This is a genomic window from Corynebacterium glyciniphilum AJ 3170 (assembly GCF_007673095.1).
GTDB lineage: Bacteria > Actinomycetota > Actinomycetes > Mycobacteriales > Mycobacteriaceae > Corynebacterium.
Genome location: NZ_VDYZ01000006.1, coordinates 100,252 through 116,306 on the forward strand (window position 1 = coordinate 100,252; position 16,055 = coordinate 116,306).

The 16,055-nt window shown below is 67.0% G+C and carries 15 protein-coding genes and 1 pseudogene; 10 read left to right on the forward strand and 6 right to left on the reverse strand.

Going from position 1 to position 16,055, the window contains the following annotated elements; translation table 11 throughout:
• Positions 1–38 precede the first annotated feature (38 nt).
• The 4 genes from FS507_RS07325 to FS507_RS07340 all read left to right on the forward strand — a co-directional run bounded on the left by FS507_RS07325 (position 39) and on the right by FS507_RS07340 (position 3,081).
• On the forward strand, positions 39–1,154 hold the full coding sequence (locus tag FS507_RS07325) for an inositol-3-phosphate synthase (RefSeq protein ID WP_145942140.1): 1,116 nt from the start codon (positions 39–41) through the stop codon (positions 1,152–1,154).
• A gap of 115 nt (positions 1,155–1,269) precedes the next feature.
• Positions 1,270–1,722: a MarR family winged helix-turn-helix transcriptional regulator gene (locus FS507_RS07330; protein ID WP_075812012.1), complete on the forward strand. Its 453-nt coding sequence runs from the start codon at positions 1,270–1,272 to the stop codon at positions 1,720–1,722.
• 3 nt (positions 1,723–1,725) lie between these two features.
• On the forward strand, positions 1,726–2,682 hold the full coding sequence (locus tag FS507_RS07335; protein ID WP_145942141.1) for a universal stress protein: 957 nt from the start codon (positions 1,726–1,728) through the stop codon (positions 2,680–2,682).
• Positions 2,683–2,733: 51 nt separating this feature from the next.
• Positions 2,734–3,081 carry a hypothetical protein gene (locus FS507_RS07340; protein ID WP_145942142.1) on the forward strand — a complete coding sequence of 116 codons (348 nt, stop codon included), beginning with the start codon at positions 2,734–2,736 and terminating at the stop codon, positions 3,079–3,081.
• A 44-nt stretch (positions 3,082–3,125) separates the two neighbouring features.
• Here the strand turns inward: FS507_RS07340 and leuS are convergent, their stop codons facing one another.
• A complete protein-coding gene (gene leuS / locus FS507_RS07345; RefSeq protein WP_145942143.1) occupies positions 3,126–5,978 on the reverse strand; it encodes a leucine--tRNA ligase in 2,853 nt (950 codons plus the stop codon).
• A gap of 28 nt (positions 5,979–6,006) precedes the next feature.
• On the opposite strand from leuS, the gene FS507_RS07350 reads away from it, so the two are divergent.
• From FS507_RS07350 to FS507_RS07365, 4 genes are all read left to right on the forward strand, one after another.
• The gene (locus tag FS507_RS07350) at positions 6,007–6,516 is read left to right on the forward strand and encodes an SdpI family protein (protein ID WP_145942144.1); all 510 of its coding nucleotides are present in this window, start codon (positions 6,007–6,009) and stop codon (positions 6,514–6,516) included.
• A gap of 247 nt (positions 6,517–6,763) precedes the next feature.
• Positions 6,764–7,630, forward strand: a complete 867-nt coding sequence (locus FS507_RS07355; RefSeq protein ID WP_145942145.1) for an ATP-binding protein — start codon at positions 6,764–6,766, stop codon at positions 7,628–7,630.
• A gap of 11 nt (positions 7,631–7,641) precedes the next feature.
• A complete protein-coding gene (locus FS507_RS07360) occupies positions 7,642–8,631 on the forward strand; it encodes a ribokinase (RefSeq protein WP_145942146.1) in 990 nt (329 codons plus the stop codon).
• Positions 8,632–8,640: 9 nt separating this feature from the next.
• On the forward strand, positions 8,641–9,630 hold the full coding sequence (locus tag FS507_RS07365) for a bile acid:sodium symporter family protein (protein WP_145942147.1): 990 nt from the start codon (positions 8,641–8,643) through the stop codon (positions 9,628–9,630).
• 22 nt (positions 9,631–9,652) lie between these two features.
• On the opposite strand, the gene FS507_RS07370 is transcribed toward FS507_RS07365, so the two are convergent.
• Positions 9,653–11,137: an RNA-binding domain-containing protein gene (locus FS507_RS07370; RefSeq protein ID WP_145942148.1), complete on the reverse strand. Its 1,485-nt coding sequence runs from the start codon at positions 11,135–11,137 to the stop codon at positions 9,653–9,655.
• 11 nt (positions 11,138–11,148) lie between these two features.
• Positions 11,149–11,712, reverse strand: coding sequence for an NUDIX hydrolase (locus FS507_RS07375; RefSeq protein ID WP_145942149.1), 564 nt, complete (start codon positions 11,710–11,712; stop codon positions 11,149–11,151).
• A 71-nt stretch (positions 11,713–11,783) separates the two neighbouring features.
• On the opposite strand from FS507_RS07375, the gene FS507_RS07380 reads away from it, so the two are divergent.
• Positions 11,784–12,791: an iron-siderophore ABC transporter substrate-binding protein gene (locus tag FS507_RS07380; protein ID WP_145942150.1), complete on the forward strand. Its 1,008-nt coding sequence runs from the start codon at positions 11,784–11,786 to the stop codon at positions 12,789–12,791.
• 15 nt (positions 12,792–12,806) lie between these two features.
• Here FS507_RS07380 and FS507_RS07385 read toward each other — a convergent pair whose 3' ends face one another.
• Genes FS507_RS07385 through FS507_RS07395 form a run of 3 tightly spaced genes read right to left on the reverse strand, consistent with a single transcriptional unit; the run spans position 12,807 to position 15,347 of the window.
• Complete coding sequence (locus FS507_RS07385) at positions 12,807–13,151, reverse strand: branched-chain amino acid transporter permease (protein ID WP_145942151.1); 345 nt, start codon at positions 13,149–13,151, stop codon at positions 12,807–12,809.
• Entirely contained in the window at positions 13,144–13,896 is a 753-nt protein-coding gene (locus tag FS507_RS07390) for an AzlC family ABC transporter permease (RefSeq protein WP_145942152.1), read from the reverse strand. The genes FS507_RS07385 and FS507_RS07390 overlap by 8 nt, the downstream gene beginning before the upstream one ends.
• Positions 13,893–15,347 (reverse strand): CCA tRNA nucleotidyltransferase, encoded by a 1,455-nt coding sequence (locus FS507_RS07395; protein WP_145942243.1) that lies wholly within the window; start codon positions 15,345–15,347, stop codon positions 13,893–13,895. The genes FS507_RS07390 and FS507_RS07395 overlap by 4 nt, the downstream gene beginning before the upstream one ends.
• A 208-nt stretch (positions 15,348–15,555) precedes the next feature.
• Here FS507_RS07395 and FS507_RS07400 point away from each other — a divergent pair.
• Positions 15,556–16,053 (forward strand): annotated as a pseudogene (locus tag FS507_RS07400) (NUDIX hydrolase); the annotation flags it as partial.
• Between the last annotated feature and the right edge of the window lie 2 nt (positions 16,054–16,055).

A 16,055-nucleotide genomic window follows, 5' to 3' on the forward strand; every position in this document is an offset into this window, starting at 1 on the left:
CGTGTTTTTCAGTTCACGGAGGGCTAACGTCCGGAGCCATGAGTTCACAGGACAACACCTCCATCAAGCTGGCCATCGCCGGCATCGGCAACTGCGCCACCTCACTGCTCCAGGGCCTGGAGTTCTACAAGGACACCCCGGACGACGACACCGTCCCCGGCCTCATGCACGTCCGGTTCGGCGACTACCACGTACGCGACATCGAGCTCGTCGCCGCCTACGACGTCGACGCCGACAAGGTCGGCAAGGACGTCTCCGTCGCGACGGAGTCCGGCCAGAACTGCACCATCAAGATCTGCGACCTCCCCGAGTTGGGGATCACCGTCCGCCGTGGTCACACCGCCGACGGCCTGGGCAGGTACTACCGGGAGACCATCGAGGAGTCGACCGAACCCGACGCCACCCATGATGAGGTCGTCGCCCACCTGCGGGAGACCGGCGCCGACGTCCTCGTGTCGTACCTGCCGGTGGGGTCGGAGGAGGCCGACAAGTTCTACGCCCAGTGCGCCATCGACGCCGGGGTGGCCTTCGTCAACGCCCTCCCGGTCTTCATCGCCTCCGACCCGGAGTGGGCGAAGAAGTTCGAGAACGCCGGGGTCCCCGTCGTCGGCGACGACATCAAGAGCCAGGTCGGCGCGACCATCACCCACCGCGTCCTCGCCCGGCTCTTCGAGGAGCGCGGCGTGACCGTCGACCGGACCTACCAGCTCAACGTGGGCGGCAACATGGACTTCAAGAACATGCTGGAACGCGACCGTCTCGAATCGAAGAAGGTCTCCAAGACCCAGGCCGTGACATCGAACCTCACCGGATCCCTGTCGGGCAAGATCGACGACCGCAACGTCCACATCGGCCCCTCCGACTACGTGCAGTGGCTCGACGACCGTAAGTGGGCCTTCATCCGCCTGGAAGGCCGTGCCTTCGGCGACGCGCCCATCAGCCTGGAGTACAAGCTCGAGGTCTGGGACTCCCCGAACTCCGCCGGTATCATCATCGACGCCGTACGTGCCGCGAAGATCGCCAAGGACCGTGGAATCGGAGGACCCGTCGACCCCGCGTCGACCTACCTGATGAAGTCCCCCCGGATCCAGCAGCCGGACGACAAGGGCCGTGCCGATCTCGAGTCCTTCATCTCGGGCACCTCGGGGTCCTGATCACCCCAATTGTAGGTCGGTGATATCCCTCTGACCTGCCAGGTTAAGGAACTTCACTGGCCTAAAAGTGGTGCGAGTATACCTTTCAGGAGCAAAGCACGGTAGATTGGTGGGCATGACCGCTACCCCGTCTGAAGTCGCGAAGCGCCTGCGGCCCGTCGTCACCCGGATGTACCTCCTGTACTTCCGCCAGACCACGCAGTCCAGCATCAGTACCGCGCAGCTCTCCATCATGATGAACCTCCAGACCCACGGTGCTCTGCGCATCAGCCAGATCGCCGATCTGGAGTCGATCCGGATGCCCACCGCCTCCAACGCGATCAACCACCTTGAGTCGCTGGGCCTGGTCTCCCGCGTCCGCGACGTGAGCGACCGTCGCGGTGTGCGTGTGAAGCTCACGGACCTCGGCAAGACCGAACTGACCCGGATCGGCGAGGAACGTGACAAGCAGATGGCGAACATCCTCGCCGTCCTCGACCCGGAGCAGCTGGAGAAGGTGGAGGAGTTCATCCCGACCCTGGAGGCCGGCATGGAGGTCTTCGACTCCCGTCGCATGGGGGAGAAGTAGCCGGTGACTCCGCTGCGAGTGCTGCTGGCCTGGCGGCCCGACGGGGATCCCGACGGCGCTGACACCAACACCGGTACCGACACCGCGGCATTCGTCTCCTGGCTCTCCAGGACCGCCGAGATCACCGTTAAACCGGTGACCGTCATCCCGCGGATCTGGCCTGAGGGCGTCGACCGTGTCGACGCCTCCGACGCCGCCGCCGTGCAACGGTTCGAGGAGTGGGCGGCCGCGGAGTCGGCCGCCTGCCACGCTGCGGCCCGCACCGCCCTCATCGAGGCCGGAGTGCCGGACTCGATGATCGACGACAGCGACGAGCTGCTCCACAGTCACTCGGAGACGACGGCGCTGATCCGGTCAGCCGAGGAGTTCGGCGCGGACCTCATCGTCGTCGGTTCCCGCTTCGGGACCTCCGGTGGCCCCGTCGGACGCTTCCGGGCCGGGTCGACCGCGGATGCACTGTTGCACTGCGCACCCCTGCCTGTGGTCACCGTGCCGCGTACACCGACATTGTCGAAGCACGGCGTCACCCGCGTCAGCTGTGCCTACGTCGACAACGAGCAGTCCCACCAGGCCCTCCGGAAAGCGGCGGACCTGGCCTCGCGCTGGGGCGTCCCCCTCCGACTCGTGGCCTTCAGCCCCACCGGCGCGTCAATGTACCCCACCCTCACACCGTTTCCCGATGCCGCCGAAGCGGATGAACGCTGGCGCGGCCAGGCGCTCGACATCCTCGCCCGCGGCAGGGAGCGTGCCGAGGAGCGTCACCCGGACCTGCGTGTGGAGACCGAAGTGGGCTCCGGTCCCGGGTGGAGCGGCGCGATGGACGACGTGCACTGGAAGAAGGGCGAGATCCTCGTGGTCGGGTCCTCCGTCCTCGGTGCCTTCAACCGGGTCTTCATCGGCCCGTCCACCAACCAGCTTCTCGCGCACTCACCTGCGCCGGTTCTCGTCAGCCCGGTCTAGAGTCCAGCGGTAGCCGGCCAGCGGGGCACACGGGCTAGACTCGGAGACATCATGTCCGCTCAGCCCAACAGTTCAGAGAATCCCGATCCTCTCGACCGCCTCGAGGACCTTGACCGGCGTACGTCCGTGCGCCAGGCCTGGCAGTTGGCGGTCGCCTTCCCCGTCGTCACCATCGTCGCCTGGATCGTGCTCGACCAGACGGTGGGGGACACCGCCGTCACCCGGATCATCCCGACAGTGATCTCCATGTTCGGCCCGATCGTCGCCGGCCTCGTCGTACTCCGCAAATGGCGCCGCTACCAGTGGTGGCAGCCGTTCATGGGCACACTGTGGTGGCTGATCCCCTTCTTCCTCATCATCTTCACCACGCTGCCGGTCCCGCTGATCATCGGGCACTGAGCACCGTCACGTGCCGGGTGGGGGAGGAGCCCCACCCGTTTCGCCTATTTCGCGACGATGTTCACCATCTTGCCGGGGACCACGATGATCTTCGCGACGGTCTTGCCCTCGACATGTGCCGCCACGTTCGGCTCCGCCAGCGCCGCGGCCTCAACATCCTCACGCGCCGCGTCCACAGCCACGGTCACCCGGCCACGCACCTTGCCCATCACCTGGACGGGCAGCTCGACAGTGTCGTCGACCAGCCACTTCTCTTCCCAGGTGGGGAAGGGTGCGTGGGCCAGAGAACCCTCGTGGCCCAGGCGTGACCAGAGCTCCTCCGCGATGTGCGGAGCGACCGGTGCCATCATCAGCACCAGTGGCTCCACAGCGCCACGGGGCACCGACGCCCCCGCGTGAGCCTTCGTCAGGTGGTTGACGTACTCGATGAGCTTGGCGACGGCGGTGTTGTCCCGCAGGTGCGCGTAGTCGTCATGCACGCCCGCGACGGTACGGTGCAGTGCACGCTGATCGTCGTCACTCAGTTCCGCGTCCGACACCGCCGGCTCACCGGTGGCCTCGTCCACGACCAGCCGCCATGCGCGCTGCAGGAAGCGCTGGGCGCCGACGACGTCCTTCGTCGCCCAGGGGCGGGAGGTGTCCAGCGGTCCCATCGAAATCTCGTACACCCGCAGAGTGTCTGCGCCGTAGTTGTCGCAGATCTCGTCGGGGGAGACGGCGTTCTTCAGGGACTTGCCCATCTTGCCGTACTCCTGGGTGACCTCCTCGCCGTTGTAGTAGAAGGTGCCGTCCTTCTCCTCGACATCGGCGGCAGGCACGTAGACCCCGCGTGAGTCGGTGTAGGCGTAGGCCTGGATGTAGCCCTGGTTGTAGAGCCGGTGGTAGGGCTCGTAGGAGCTCACATGGCCGAGATCGAAGAGCACCTTGTGCCAGAAACGGCTGTAGAGCAGGTGCAGCACGGCGTGCTCCACACCACCGACATAGAGGTCCACACCGCCCGAGGGAGCGCCCTCACGCGGCCCGGTCCAGTACCGTTCGTTCTCGATGTCGACGAGCGCGTCGCTGTTCGTCGGGTCGATGTAGCGCAGCTGGTACCAGGAGGAGCCGGCCCACTGCGGCATGACGTTGGTGTCGCGCCAGTAGGTCCGCTCGCCGTCGCCGAGATCGAGGGTGACCTCGACCCACTCCCTGGCCTTGGCCAGCGGAGGCTGTGGCTCGGAGGAGGCGTCGTCCGGGTCGAAGCTGACGGGCCTGTAGTCCTCGACCTCGGGGAGTTCGACAGGCAGCATGGATTCCGGCAGCGCGTGGGCGACTCCGTCGGCGTCGTAGACGACCGGGAAGGGTTCGCCCCAGTAGCGCTGGCGGGCGAAGAGCCAGTCACGCAGCTTGTACTGGATCTTCTCTTCACCGACGCCCTGCTCAGCGAGCCAGGCGATGGTGGTCTCGATCGCATCGGCCTTGTTCATGCCGTTGAGGTCGAGCCCCCGTTCATTGGCAGAGTTCACCAGCACGCCGTCCCCGGTGTAGGCGGCCTCGGCGATCGGGGCGTCCCCGCCGGAGACGACCTCGGTGACCGGCAGTCCGAAGACGGTGGCGAACTCGTGGTCGCGTTCATCGTGGCCCGGCACCGCCATGATCGCGCCGGTGCCGTACCCGGTGAGCACGTAATCGGCGATGAAGACGGGGACCTGCGCGCCGTTGACGGGGTTGGTGGCGTACGCCCCGGTGAAGACGCCGGTCTTCTCCTTGTTCTCCTGCCGTTCCAGGTCGGTCTTCGCCGCGATCGCCCCACGGTAGGACGCCACGGCGGCGGCCGGTGTGGCCTCGCCGTAGGACCAGCGTTCGTCGGTGTCGGCATCATAAGGCAGATCCGTGACCAGTGCGTCGACAAGTTCATGCTCCGGAGCGAGCACCATGTAGGACGCTCCGAACAGCGTGTCGGGGCGGGTGGTGAATACCCGGATCGGGCCGGCGTCGCTGGCGAAGTCGACCTCGGCGCCGCGGGACCGTCCGATCCAGTTGCGCTGCATGGACTTGACCTTCTCGGGCCAGTCGAGGTCCTCGAGATCGTCCAGCAACCGGTCGGAGTAGGCGGTGATCCGCATCATCCACTGGGACAGCCGCTTACGGAAGACGGGGAAGTTGCCGCGCTCGGAGCGTCCGTCGGCGGTGACCTCCTCGTTGGCCAGGACGGTGCCGAGACCGGGGCACCAGTTGACCGTGCTGTTCGAGCGGTACACCAGCCGGTGTTCGTCGAGCTCGGCCTGCTGTTCGGCAGGCGTCAGGTCAGCCCAGTCGGGACGTTCGGCCGCGAACTTCGCCTCCAGTTCACTGATCGGGCGCGCCTTCTCCGCCTCGGTGTCGAACCAGGAATTGTAGATCTGCAGGAAGATCCACTGTGTCCAGCGGTAGAAGTCGGTGTCGGTGGTGGCGATCACGCGGCGGCGGTCGTGCCCCAGGCCCAGCCGTCCCAGCTGACGTTCCATGTTCTCGATGTTGGCGCTGGTGGTGGTGCGCGGGTGCGTGCCGGTCTGCACGGCGTACTGCTCGGCAGGCAGGCCGAAGGCGTCGTAGCCGAGGGTGTGCAGGACGTTGCGCCCCAGCATGCGGTTGAAGCGTGCGTAGACGTCGGTGGCGATGTACCCCAGCGGGTGTCCGACATGCAGTCCCACGCCGGAGGGGTAGGGGAACATGTCCTGGACGAAGAGCTTCTCGGGGATGTCGGTGGCGGGCGTCTCCGGTGCGCCTGCGTCTGCAAGGTCGCCGACGGGGTTCGGCGCATTGAAGGTGCCGTTGTCACGCCAGTACCTCTGCCAGCGATTTTCGATGTCGCCGGCGAGTTCCGGGGTGTAGCGGTGGGACGTGGACTCGCCAGATTCGCTCCGAGGGTTAGTCATGTCCAGCCATTGTAATAGACTGGTGTGCATGATCGTTCTCTCTGTCCTGCTGTTCATCCTGGGCGCTGCCGTGCTGGTCACCGGTGTGCTTGCCGTCACCGCGAAACTGCCGGGGAACAGGTGGGTGGGGCTGCGTGTCCCGGAGGTGCGCAAGAACCGGGAGATGTGGGACACCGGCCACCGTATCGCCGGCCCGACCTGGACGGGAGCGGGCGTCGCGCTCATCGCCGCCGGCGCCGTCGGGCTCCAGGGCGGATGGCTCTGGATCGTCTCCGGACTGCTGGTGGTGGGTGCGCTGTTCCTGATCGGCATGGGTGCCGCGCTGGCGGCACAGACACTGGCGAAGATCGACCATGCGAAGGCTCAGCAGGCTGAACAGCAGCGGGCCGCGGCAGGCTGCTGCTCGTCGGGGTCATCGTCCGACAGCTCCTGCGGCGGAGACTGTGACGGCGGCTGCGGCGGCCACGACAGCGTCACGCCTGTCGAACTGGACCTCGACGCCGCCCGCCGGGCCGCGGCCGCACGCGACTCCCGTTAGCCCTAACTCCCCGAAGAGACGAGCCCGAGCAAACAGACTCTGGGGCCTCAGACCCCCGGGTTGTGGCGGCGTGCGTCGCTGCGACCCCGGTAGCTGCCTGCAAATCCACGGTGGTGGTGCCTGCAAATCCACGGTGCAGTTCGTATCACGTTGCTATTTTCTATTCTGAGCTGGCATTTCACTGCCTGCAAATCCACGGTGGAGGTGCCTGCAAATCCACGGTGAAGTTGCGGGCAGAAGCGTCTCGGTGAACCTCGGCGGCTTCAGTCAGGGTGAACTCGCCGGTGTCTCGGAGGATTTCGTCTCGGCGGTGGTGGACGGTGCCATACCCCACCCCAGCACAACGGACAGAAACGGCTACGCTTCCGTCCTCGCGGCCGGCAGCTTCCCGGAACTCCGGGTCCTGCCCGAGAGGATGCGTTCGGTCTGGCTCGACGCCTATGTGTCCAGCCTGGTCAACCGCGATATCGCCGAACTGATGCGGCTGACGGACCCGGCTCGCGTGTCATCAGTGCTCCGGCTCCTCGCAGCGAATCAGGCTGGCGAACTCGTCCGGGCCCGTCTCTCGAAGCAGACAAGCATCCCCGAAAGTACGCTCACCAGCTACATCTCACTGTTGCGTAGCCTCTACCTCATCGACGAGCTTCCACCGTGGACGGCGAACCTCGCCCGGCGTGAAATCGGGCGTCCGAAGGTCTTCCTGCCGGACAGTGCTCTGGCGATGCACCTGTCGGGGGTGACCCAGGGTCAGTTGGCGACGAATTCCGAATACTTCGGGCAACTGCTCGAGGGGTTCGTCGCCGCAGAGCTACGACGCCAGCAGTCCTGGTCGAACGCCGATTTCCGGTTGTACTCCTACCGGAACAGCAATGACCGTGAGGTGGATTGTCTCGTGGAACTCAGCGACGGCCGGATCATCGCCATCGAGGTCAAGGCGTCATCGACTCTGCGGTCCTCGTACTTCGGTCATCTGGCGTTTCTACGGGACAAACTGGGGGACCGGTTCATCGCCGGGATCGTCCTGTCGACGGCGCAGGACCCTGTTCCGTTCGGTGACCGCCTCTGGGGCATGCCGGTCTCAGCACTGTGGGAGCTCGGTACCACCGCCGACTAGGCTGAAGCACCATGAGCGCCGCGTCTGTTCCTGCACAGTCCACCCCGGTCGTCGTGGTCTGCGGGTCGTTGAACGTCGACACTTTCGTGCGGGTCGACCGGTTTCCGACGGCGGGGGAGACGACGATCGCCTCGCCGAACGGCAAAGCCCTGGGCGGCAAGGGAGCCAACCAGGCAGTGGCTGCGGCCCGTTACCTCGACGGCACGGTCATCTTCCAGGCCACGGTCGGTGCGGACGCAGACGGCGACGCCGCGCTGACCACCCTGACCGACTACGGTGTCGACGTGTCCGCCGTCGCTCGCGCGCCGCAGGACGCCCCCACCGGTCAGGCGTTCATCATGAACGATCCGGACGGGGAGAACATCATCGTGGTCACCTCCGGAGCCAACGAGTACACCGTCCCGGCGACACAGGACGGCATCACCCACGACACCACCGACACCGCCGCCGCCGTGCTGCTGGCCCAGGGCGAACTCACCCCGGAGCACTCCGCGGCCCTGCCACAGCTGGCGCAGCGTCTCGGAGCCCGGTTCGTCCTGAATCTGGCTCCGGTGACCACCCGGGACCCTGCCCTGCTTGCCACAGCGGATCCGCTGATCCTCAACGAGTCTGAGGCGGCGGAGGTCTTCAGCACGACGTCGGACGCCACCGCCGTCGCCGACGCCGCTGTCGCCGCAGTAGATGCCGGCGTCGCGATGTCCGTGCTCATCACCCTCGGCGCCCAGGGGGCGGTCCTGGTCACCGCGGAAGGACGCACGGACATCGGCCCGGTGCCCGCGGACAACGTCGTCGACACCACCGGCGCGGGCGACGCGTTCTGCGGGACGCTCGCCGCCGCCCTGGCGGAAGGCGAGGACCTCGTCGCGGCGGCACACCTGGCGTCCGCGGCGGGGAGCCTGGCGGTACGCGGCCGAGGCGCCGCACCGTCCTACGCCGGCCGGGACGAGATTCTCACATTGTTCTCGGACTCGCCGTGGACTGAGGAACATCATCAACTATAGTGTCTCACTATGAGGAACTTTATTAACCGTATCGTGGGATACCGCCCCGATCTTCTCATCGTGCTGATCGTCCTCGGCGTCGTCCTCGCGCTCGTCTTCCCTGCCCGCGACGGTTTGGCCGACGTCATGGACTGGGTCGTGAAGATCGCGATCGGCCTGCTGTTCTTTCTCTACGGCGCCCGCCTGTCCACCCGTGAGGCACTCAACGGACTGAAGCACTGGCGTCTGCACCTCCTGATCCTGGCGTTCACTTTCGTGGTCTTCCCCCTCGTCGGCCTGGCCCTGATGCCACTCAAGGGTGCGATCGGCGACGACCTCTACCAGGGGATCCTCTTCCTCACCCTGGTCCCGTCCACGGTGCAGTCCTCAGTCGCCTTCACCTCCATCGCCCGGGGCAACATCCCCGGCGCGATCGTCAGTGCGTCGGCGTCGAATCTCATCGGCGTCTTCGTGACGCCACTGCTGGTCCTTCTGCTGATGAGCGGCACCGACGGCGGGCTGCACATCGACACCTCCGTCTTCGTCGACATCGCCCTGCAGCTGCTCGCCCCGTTCATCCTGGGCCAGGTAATGCGCAACGTCCCCGGGGTGGCGACGATCGCCGGGGCGAAACCCACCGGCTACGTCGACAAGATCTCGATCGGACTGGTCGTCTACGTGGCGTTCTCCGAGGGCATCGTGATGGGCGTGTGGAGTTCGGTGTCCTGGATCGCCATCGTCGGTATCTGCATCGGCTCCGTGGTCGGCGTCTACGCGATGCTGTGGTTGACCTCCTGGACCGGACGACGCCTCGGCTTCGACTACAAGGACCAGGTGGCGATCCAGTTCTGCGGGACGAAGAAGTCCCTGGCGTCCGGCCTACCGATCGCGGCCGTGCTCTTCAGCGGTGGCGCGGGCCTGATCATCGTGCCCTTGATGATCTTCCACCAGATCCAGCTGATGATCTGCTCGGGACGTGCGGCCACCTACGCCGCGAAGTCTCCGGAGAACACCTGGTAGGCGACCGGTTCCTACGGGCTCACTACTCCGCTGCACTCCCCGGCACCAGTGCCGCCACCCGGTCGGAGAACCGCCACTCGTCGCGACGTCGGGCGGTACGCTGCACTACCCCACGCTGCGCGAGCCACGTCATCAGCGACCGGGCGTCCGCCTCGCCGGCCTGCTGCAGCAGGGCCGCCAGCTCGAGATCGACGGTCCCGGCGGCCATCAGATGACGAAGCACCACCAGTGTCGCCGCGTCGCGGGCCACGCCGCGGCCGTACTCGGCACGCACGGCGCTCAGCAACGAGACGAACTCCATGTCCGGCTCACCGTTGAACAGGGTCACATCCACCGCGTCCTCTTTCGCGTCGACGACCGGCGGCTCGAACCCCGCCGACAACATCGCCAACCACATCCGGTCGAAACCGCGGGAGGACCACCGTTCCAGCCCCAACAGCTGCATCGCGTTGAGCAGAGCCGGGTTACGTGGCTGCGAGGGGCCGGACAACAGTCGGTCGGCGGTGTTTCCGCCAGGCAGACCGCCGGGGGAGTGGACCCGGATCATCTGGGGGGACTGGAAGACCACCACCGGCTCAGGACGTGACCAGTCCCGGTGCACCAGGGCGTTGGTGATCGCCTCGTCGGCGGCGGCCGCCGGGATCGAGGAGTCGTCATGTGCCCTGACCAGGTCACGCAACGATGTCGCCGACAGCACCAACGGCAGGTCCAGGAGTGTCTCGGTCGGCGGGTGCGCCGACTCCGTGTCGCCGGCCCGGTACAGGTGCCGGGCCCCCGGCGCCCGGTGGAAGAGGAGTTCTGCCGCGACGGTCGGGGCACCCCCGTCGGTCAGCAGGTCCAGTTTCGCCAGCAGGCCTGTACCGGTGCTGCCGTCGCCGTTGGGCAGCGTGCCGGCGCGTTGTGCCGTGGCCAGCAGTTCACGGCCGGCGGCCAATGCCTCCACGTCATAGTCCTGCAGAGGTACCGACGACGGCTCCGCCGTGTAATCGGGGTTTCCGCGGGCCCGTGCGAGGAGTTCCTTCGGCTCGCCCTCGAGCGGGAGGCAGGCGTCCCCGACGCGGTGCCGGACGATCTCGTCGGGCCCGGTGTGCACCGCGAGCCCTGCCGGGACGCGTATCACGATGATCCGTGCGCCATGCGCGTAGGCGTCCCAGGCGTCCACCGTCAGGTGGGGGCGCGTACCGGTGAAGATCAGGTGTGCGATCTCCGCCGGGTCGCGGTCGGTGCCGTTGAAGGCATCGGGCCCCGGTGTCCGGTCGGCGATGCCGAAGACGATGAAACCCCGTCCCGCCGAACCGTTGGCGAAGCAGCACGCGGTCTTGACCAGCATGTCGGCGGCCTTCTCGTCCGGGCGACGCGTCGGGGTGTGGGCAGGATCCTCCTTGAAATCCAGGACGCTGGACTCCAGGTCATCCGCCACCGCCCCGTCCAGGATCCGGTCGAGGGCCTCTGCGACATCACGGGGAAGTGCACGTTGACGGCCCGGCGCGTCCCCTGCTGGTTCCATGGTCGGAAGGACTATATCCCGCGGATGTCGCCGGCGACCGGGCGAGACCGCTTCACGTACCCCATCCGTGGCCGGAAGCCCGCCGGATGCTTCAGCTGCGCGACACAGTCGGCGATGACCAGCCGGAACCTCGGGTCCATCGCCGGCAGCTGGGCAACCGGGAACCATCCGACCTCAACGGACTCCTCGTCATTGACCCGCGGTTCACCGGCACTGTCCGGGGTGAGGACGCACCGCACCGTGGTGTCCATGAAACTGCACACGTCCCCGTTGGGATAGGTGACCGGGCCGACCGCACCCGTGCCGATCAGCGCGTCAACCTCGACCGTCAGGCCCGTTTCTTCGGCGACCTCGCGCACAGCCGCCTCCGCGACCTCCTCACCCGGGTCGATGATGCCGCACACCGGCGTCCAACGGCCGTCGTCTGCCCGCTTGACCAGCAGGACGTCCGGCGTGGCGAACACCGGCGCGTCCGCCGCCACGTCCCGGACCACGACAGCGGTGACTCCCGGCAACCACAGTGGTGCGTGGCCGACCTTGTCGCGGAGCTCGGAAATAAAAGACGGGGTACCCATGGCAGACGAGTCTAATACCCGCGACGCCGCGGCGCTGTTCCCCGGACCGAGGTTACGGTACCTTTACCTCCATGAGACGCTCACTCCTGCGCATCGGCGCCGCCACGACCGCCCTGGCAACGGGAATTGCACTGGCCGCCTGCACCTCCGACGACGGGGGTACGGACGGCGGCGCTTCCGGTGCCGCCACCTCGACCGCGACCGACACCTTCCCCGTGTCGGTGCCCACCACGTTCGGCGACATCGAGATCCCCGAACAGCCCACACGGATCGTCGCACTGGGCTGGGGCGACGCCGACATCGCCCTCAACCTGGGCGTCCAACCGGTCGGTGCCAGCGACTTCCTCGAGTTCGGCGGCGACGGCGTGAGCCCCTGGAACGAGGAGACCTACGATGACTCACCCGAGATCCTCTCCGGCGGCGGCAACCAGGACGTCGACGTCGAGAAGATCGCAGCGCTCGAACCTGACCTCATCCTCAACGTGAAGTCCGCGAGCGACCAGGAGACCTACGACCAGCTGTCCGCGATCGCGCCGACGATCTCCGCCCCCGAGGGCGACGAAGGCTACACCGTGGCCAGGGACACCCAGGTCGACATGATCGCCACGGCGCTCGGCGAATCCGCCGAGGGCGACGAGATCAACCAGGAGGTCGACGACGCCATCGCGCGCGTCCGGGACGACCATCCGGAGTGGGCCGAGAAGACGGTCTCCGTTGTCTCGAAATACGGTGAAGGCTGGGCCGCGTACTTCGAGGGCGACGGTCGCATGGACCTGCTGACCTCGCTCGGATTCACCGAAACCGGCAACGTGGAGAAGACGCCGGACACCTTCTTCACGCAGCTCTCCGACGAGAACCTCGACACCGCCGACGCGGATGTCGTCGTGGGCTTCCCGATCGGCATCAGCCAGGAGGAGCTCGAGGACCTGGGCCCGTGGAAGAGTCTCGGCGCTGTGAAGGAGGGCCACGCCATCGTCGCCGACGATGACCTGTCCCAGGCGTTCTCTCTCGGTTCCCCGGACTCCGTGCTGTGGGCGCTGGAGCAGATCACCCCGAAGCTCGAGGACGTCACGAGCTAGGATTCCCGGAGCGTCTCAGAACACCAGATTCACCAGCAGCATGTAGATCACCGTGCCGAACAGGATCGACATCGTCGCTGAGCGACGCCACAGGTGCAGTGCCGCGGTCGCCACCACAGCGATCACGGCCGCGCCGACACCCCCGGGATTCTCCGTGGAGCTGACCAGGGTGTACATCACCAGCACCGTCATCACACCGGCGGGCATGGCGATCCCCAGCCACGCGACCAGGGCCGACTCGCGGAAGTAGCGCATCGCCGCGAATGGCAGGGCGCGCAGTAGCAGGGTCACCAGGCCGACCCCGCCGAGGATCAGCAGGGTGTTGGTCAGGTCCACACCGGCGGGAAGGCCGCTACTCATCGCCGGACCCCTTTCCGTGTGATCCCCGTGGCCCCTGTGGCCCCTGTGGCCCCTGTGGCCGCTGTGACCTCGGCGGCCACAGGAACCGTCCCACCAGGTACACGAAGTACAGCGAGAGACCGATCAGCAGCATCTGCTCCCGGCTCACCGCATAACCGACCGCCCCTGCGACGACGGCGACAACGGGGAGCCACACATCCCGGCTGACGTCCAACGCCTCGATCGCCAGCACCACGAACAGCGCGGTCAACGCGAAGTCCAGGCCCACCAGATCCAACGGCAGCGCGGAGCCGACCAGGGCACCGACAACGCCGAAGACCACCCAGGCGGACTGGCAGAACATCTGCACCGCCATGACCCGCGGCTGTGTCCACACGGACTTCTGCTTCGTGGACAGGATCGCGTAGGTCTCGTCCGTCAGCGAATAGATGCCGTAGGCCTTCGCCGCCGGCGAGGTCACCGCCTCCACGGGGTAACTCAATCCGTAGAACACGTGGCGGAAGTTCACCAGGAAGCCGTACAGCGCAGCGGAAAGAGGCGCGACACCACCGGTGACCAGGGTGATCGCCAGGAACTCCATGGACCCGGCGTAGAGCACGATGCTGAACACCGGCGTCCACCACCAGGCGAAACCTGTCTGGGTGACCAGGAGTCCGAAAGCCAGCCCCAGGGGGATGAGCCCCAGGGCCACGGTCCAGCTGTCCTGGATCCCTTTCCTGAACTCCGCCGTGGCGGAAGGGCTCACGTCTGGTTCTCCCACCAGCGTTTCAGTTCGGCGATCGCCTCGTCCCGTTCCATGGGGCCACGGTCCAGGCGTAGCTCCTTGAGGAACGCCCACGCCTTGCCGACCGCGGGTCCGGGCGGCAGGTCGAGGATGGTCATGATCTCGTTGCCGTCCAGGTCGGGCCGGACGGCGTCGAGATCCTCCTGTTCCTTGAGTTCGACGATGCGGGTGTCGAGGTCCTCGACCGCGCGCTGCAGGCGGGCGGCCTTGCGCTTGTTCCGGGTGGTGCAGTCGGCACGGACGATGACCTGCAGCTGGGGGAGGAGGTCGCCGGCGTCGGCGACATAGCGCCGCACCGCCGAATCGGTCCATGCACCGTCACCGTAACCGTGGAAACGCATGTGCAGGAATACCAGTTGACCGATGTCCTGGATCTGCCGTTTCGGGTACTTCAGCGCCTTGAGGCGCCGACGGGTCATCCGGGCACCGACCACCTCGTGGTGGTGGAACGTCACCGCACCGGAGTCGGTGAATTCGCGGGTGTCGGGTTTGCCGATGTCGTGCATCAGTGCGGCCCACCGCAGCACGAGCCGGTCGGCGTCCGAGACCTCCGAGGCGTCTCCCATGCGCCCCTCCAGCTCCGTCGCGTTACGCAGGACCTGGAGTGAGTGGGCGTAGACGTCCTTGTGCTGGCGGTGCTCGTCCTGGGTGAGTTTCAGGGCAGGCAGTTCCGGCAGGACGTGGTCGGCGAGCCCGGTGTCGACCATCATGTCCAGGCCCGTCCACGGCTCCGCACCGAGCATGAGCTTGTTCAGCTCGGCAGCGACCCGTTCAGCGGTGATCCGACCGATCTGGTCGGCCATGTCGGTCATGGCGGTGCGCACCCGGTCGGCCACGGTGAACCCCAGCTGGGAGGCGAAGCGGCAGGCGCGGAGCATGCGCAGCGGATCATCGTGGAAGGACTGCTCGGGGGCGGCCGGGGTGTCGAGCACTCCGGCGACGAGGTCGTCGAGCCCGTTCAGCGGGTCGCGGAGCTCGTGGCCGCCGTCTGCGGAGAGTTCGAGGGCGATGGCGTTGCAGCGGAAGTCGCGGCGCACCAGGTCGCCGTCCAGTGTGTCGCCGAAGGTGACCTCGGGATTGCGTGACGCCCCGTCGTAGGCGTCGGCGCGGAACGTGGTGATCTCGACGATCAGGCCGTGGAACATCGCCGACACGGTGCCGAACTCGATGCCGGTGTCCCAGACGGTCTCGGCGACCTCGTCGAGGATCGTGGTGACGGCCTCCGGCCGTGCGTCGGTGGTGAAGTCCAGGTCGAAGTCGTGCTCGGTGAGGCGCCCGAGCAGCGCGTCGCGGACAGAGCCGCCGACGAGGTAGAGCCGGTGGCCACGGGCGGCGAACGCCTCCGCCAGTGCGGTGAGCGTCCGGTCGGTCCTGTCGTTGTCCTTCACCGCAGACCATGCGGTGGCGAGCATTGTCGCTGCGTCCTGATTCTCCTGCGTCTGGCGTCCCGTCACCCCCCGGATTTTACAGTTCCCACAAACCGCCCCGCAGGCACTACCCTTGTTCTCCATGAACCAACGGCGTAATCGCTCTGGCCGCTCCGGCGGGAGCTCCTCACGGCCGGACCAACGCCGGTCTCCGGCACGCTCCGTTCAGCAGCGTGACCACAGTGAACTGCCGACCTCGGTGGAGACCAGCGCCGGCGGTCTCGTGCTGTCGGGGCTCGCCGAAGCGGTACGGGGGGACGGGTCGGTGGACCTGTCGCGGATGTACGTCGCCCTCATCGGACGTCTGGACCGTCGCGGACGGTTGCTGTGGTCGATCCCGAAGGGCCACATCGAACCGGACGAGTCCCACCACACCACCGCGGAACGTGAGGTGTGGGAGGAGACCGGTGTGAGTGGGGAGGTCGTCAGCGATCTCGGGACGATCGACTACTGGTTCGTCTCGGAGGGGCGCCGGATCCACAAGACGGTGCACCACCACCTGCTGCGCTACGTCGACGGTGACCTCAATGACGAGGACCCTGAGGTCACCGAGGTGGCGTGGCTGCCGGTGAGCAACCTCGTCGAGCGTCTCGCCTACGCCGATGAACGCAAGCTCGCCCGTCAGGCCCACGACCGGTTGCCCGACCTCGCCCGCGCGGAGGCGAAGGCCGGGCGACGTACCCCGCGGTAGTG

What these genes read in the sequence shown, in the direction of transcription:
- FS507_RS07325 (WP_145942140.1), top strand. Translation starts at nt 39, where the DNA reads ATGAGTTCACAGGACAACACCTCCATCAAGCTGGCCATCGCCGGCATC.
- FS507_RS07330 (WP_075812012.1), top strand. Translation starts at nt 1,270, where the DNA reads ATGACCGCTACCCCGTCTGAAGTCGCGAAGCGCCTGCGGCCCGTCGTC.
- FS507_RS07340 (WP_145942142.1), top strand. Translation starts at nt 2,734, where the DNA reads ATGTCCGCTCAGCCCAACAGTTCAGAGAATCCCGATCCTCTCGACCGC.
- leuS (WP_145942143.1), bottom strand. Translation starts at nt 5,978, where the DNA reads ATGACTAACCCTCGGAGCGAATCTGGCGAGTCCACGTCCCACCGCTAC.
- FS507_RS07350 (WP_145942144.1), top strand. Translation starts at nt 6,007, where the DNA reads ATGATCGTTCTCTCTGTCCTGCTGTTCATCCTGGGCGCTGCCGTGCTG.
- FS507_RS07360 (WP_145942146.1), top strand. Translation starts at nt 7,642, where the DNA reads ATGAGCGCCGCGTCTGTTCCTGCACAGTCCACCCCGGTCGTCGTGGTC.
- FS507_RS07365 (WP_145942147.1), top strand. Translation starts at nt 8,641, where the DNA reads ATGAGGAACTTTATTAACCGTATCGTGGGATACCGCCCCGATCTTCTC.
- FS507_RS07370 (WP_145942148.1), bottom strand. Translation starts at nt 11,137, where the DNA reads ATGGAACCAGCAGGGGACGCGCCGGGCCGTCAACGTGCACTTCCCCGT.
- FS507_RS07375 (WP_145942149.1), bottom strand. Translation starts at nt 11,712, where the DNA reads ATGGGTACCCCGTCTTTTATTTCCGAGCTCCGCGACAAGGTCGGCCAC.
- FS507_RS07380 (WP_145942150.1), top strand. Translation starts at nt 11,784, where the DNA reads ATGAGACGCTCACTCCTGCGCATCGGCGCCGCCACGACCGCCCTGGCA.
- FS507_RS07385 (WP_145942151.1), bottom strand. Translation starts at nt 13,151, where the DNA reads ATGAGTAGCGGCCTTCCCGCCGGTGTGGACCTGACCAACACCCTGCTG.
- FS507_RS07395 (WP_145942243.1), bottom strand. Translation starts at nt 15,347, where the DNA reads ATGCTCGCCACCGCATGGTCTGCGGTGAAGGACAACGACAGGACCGAC.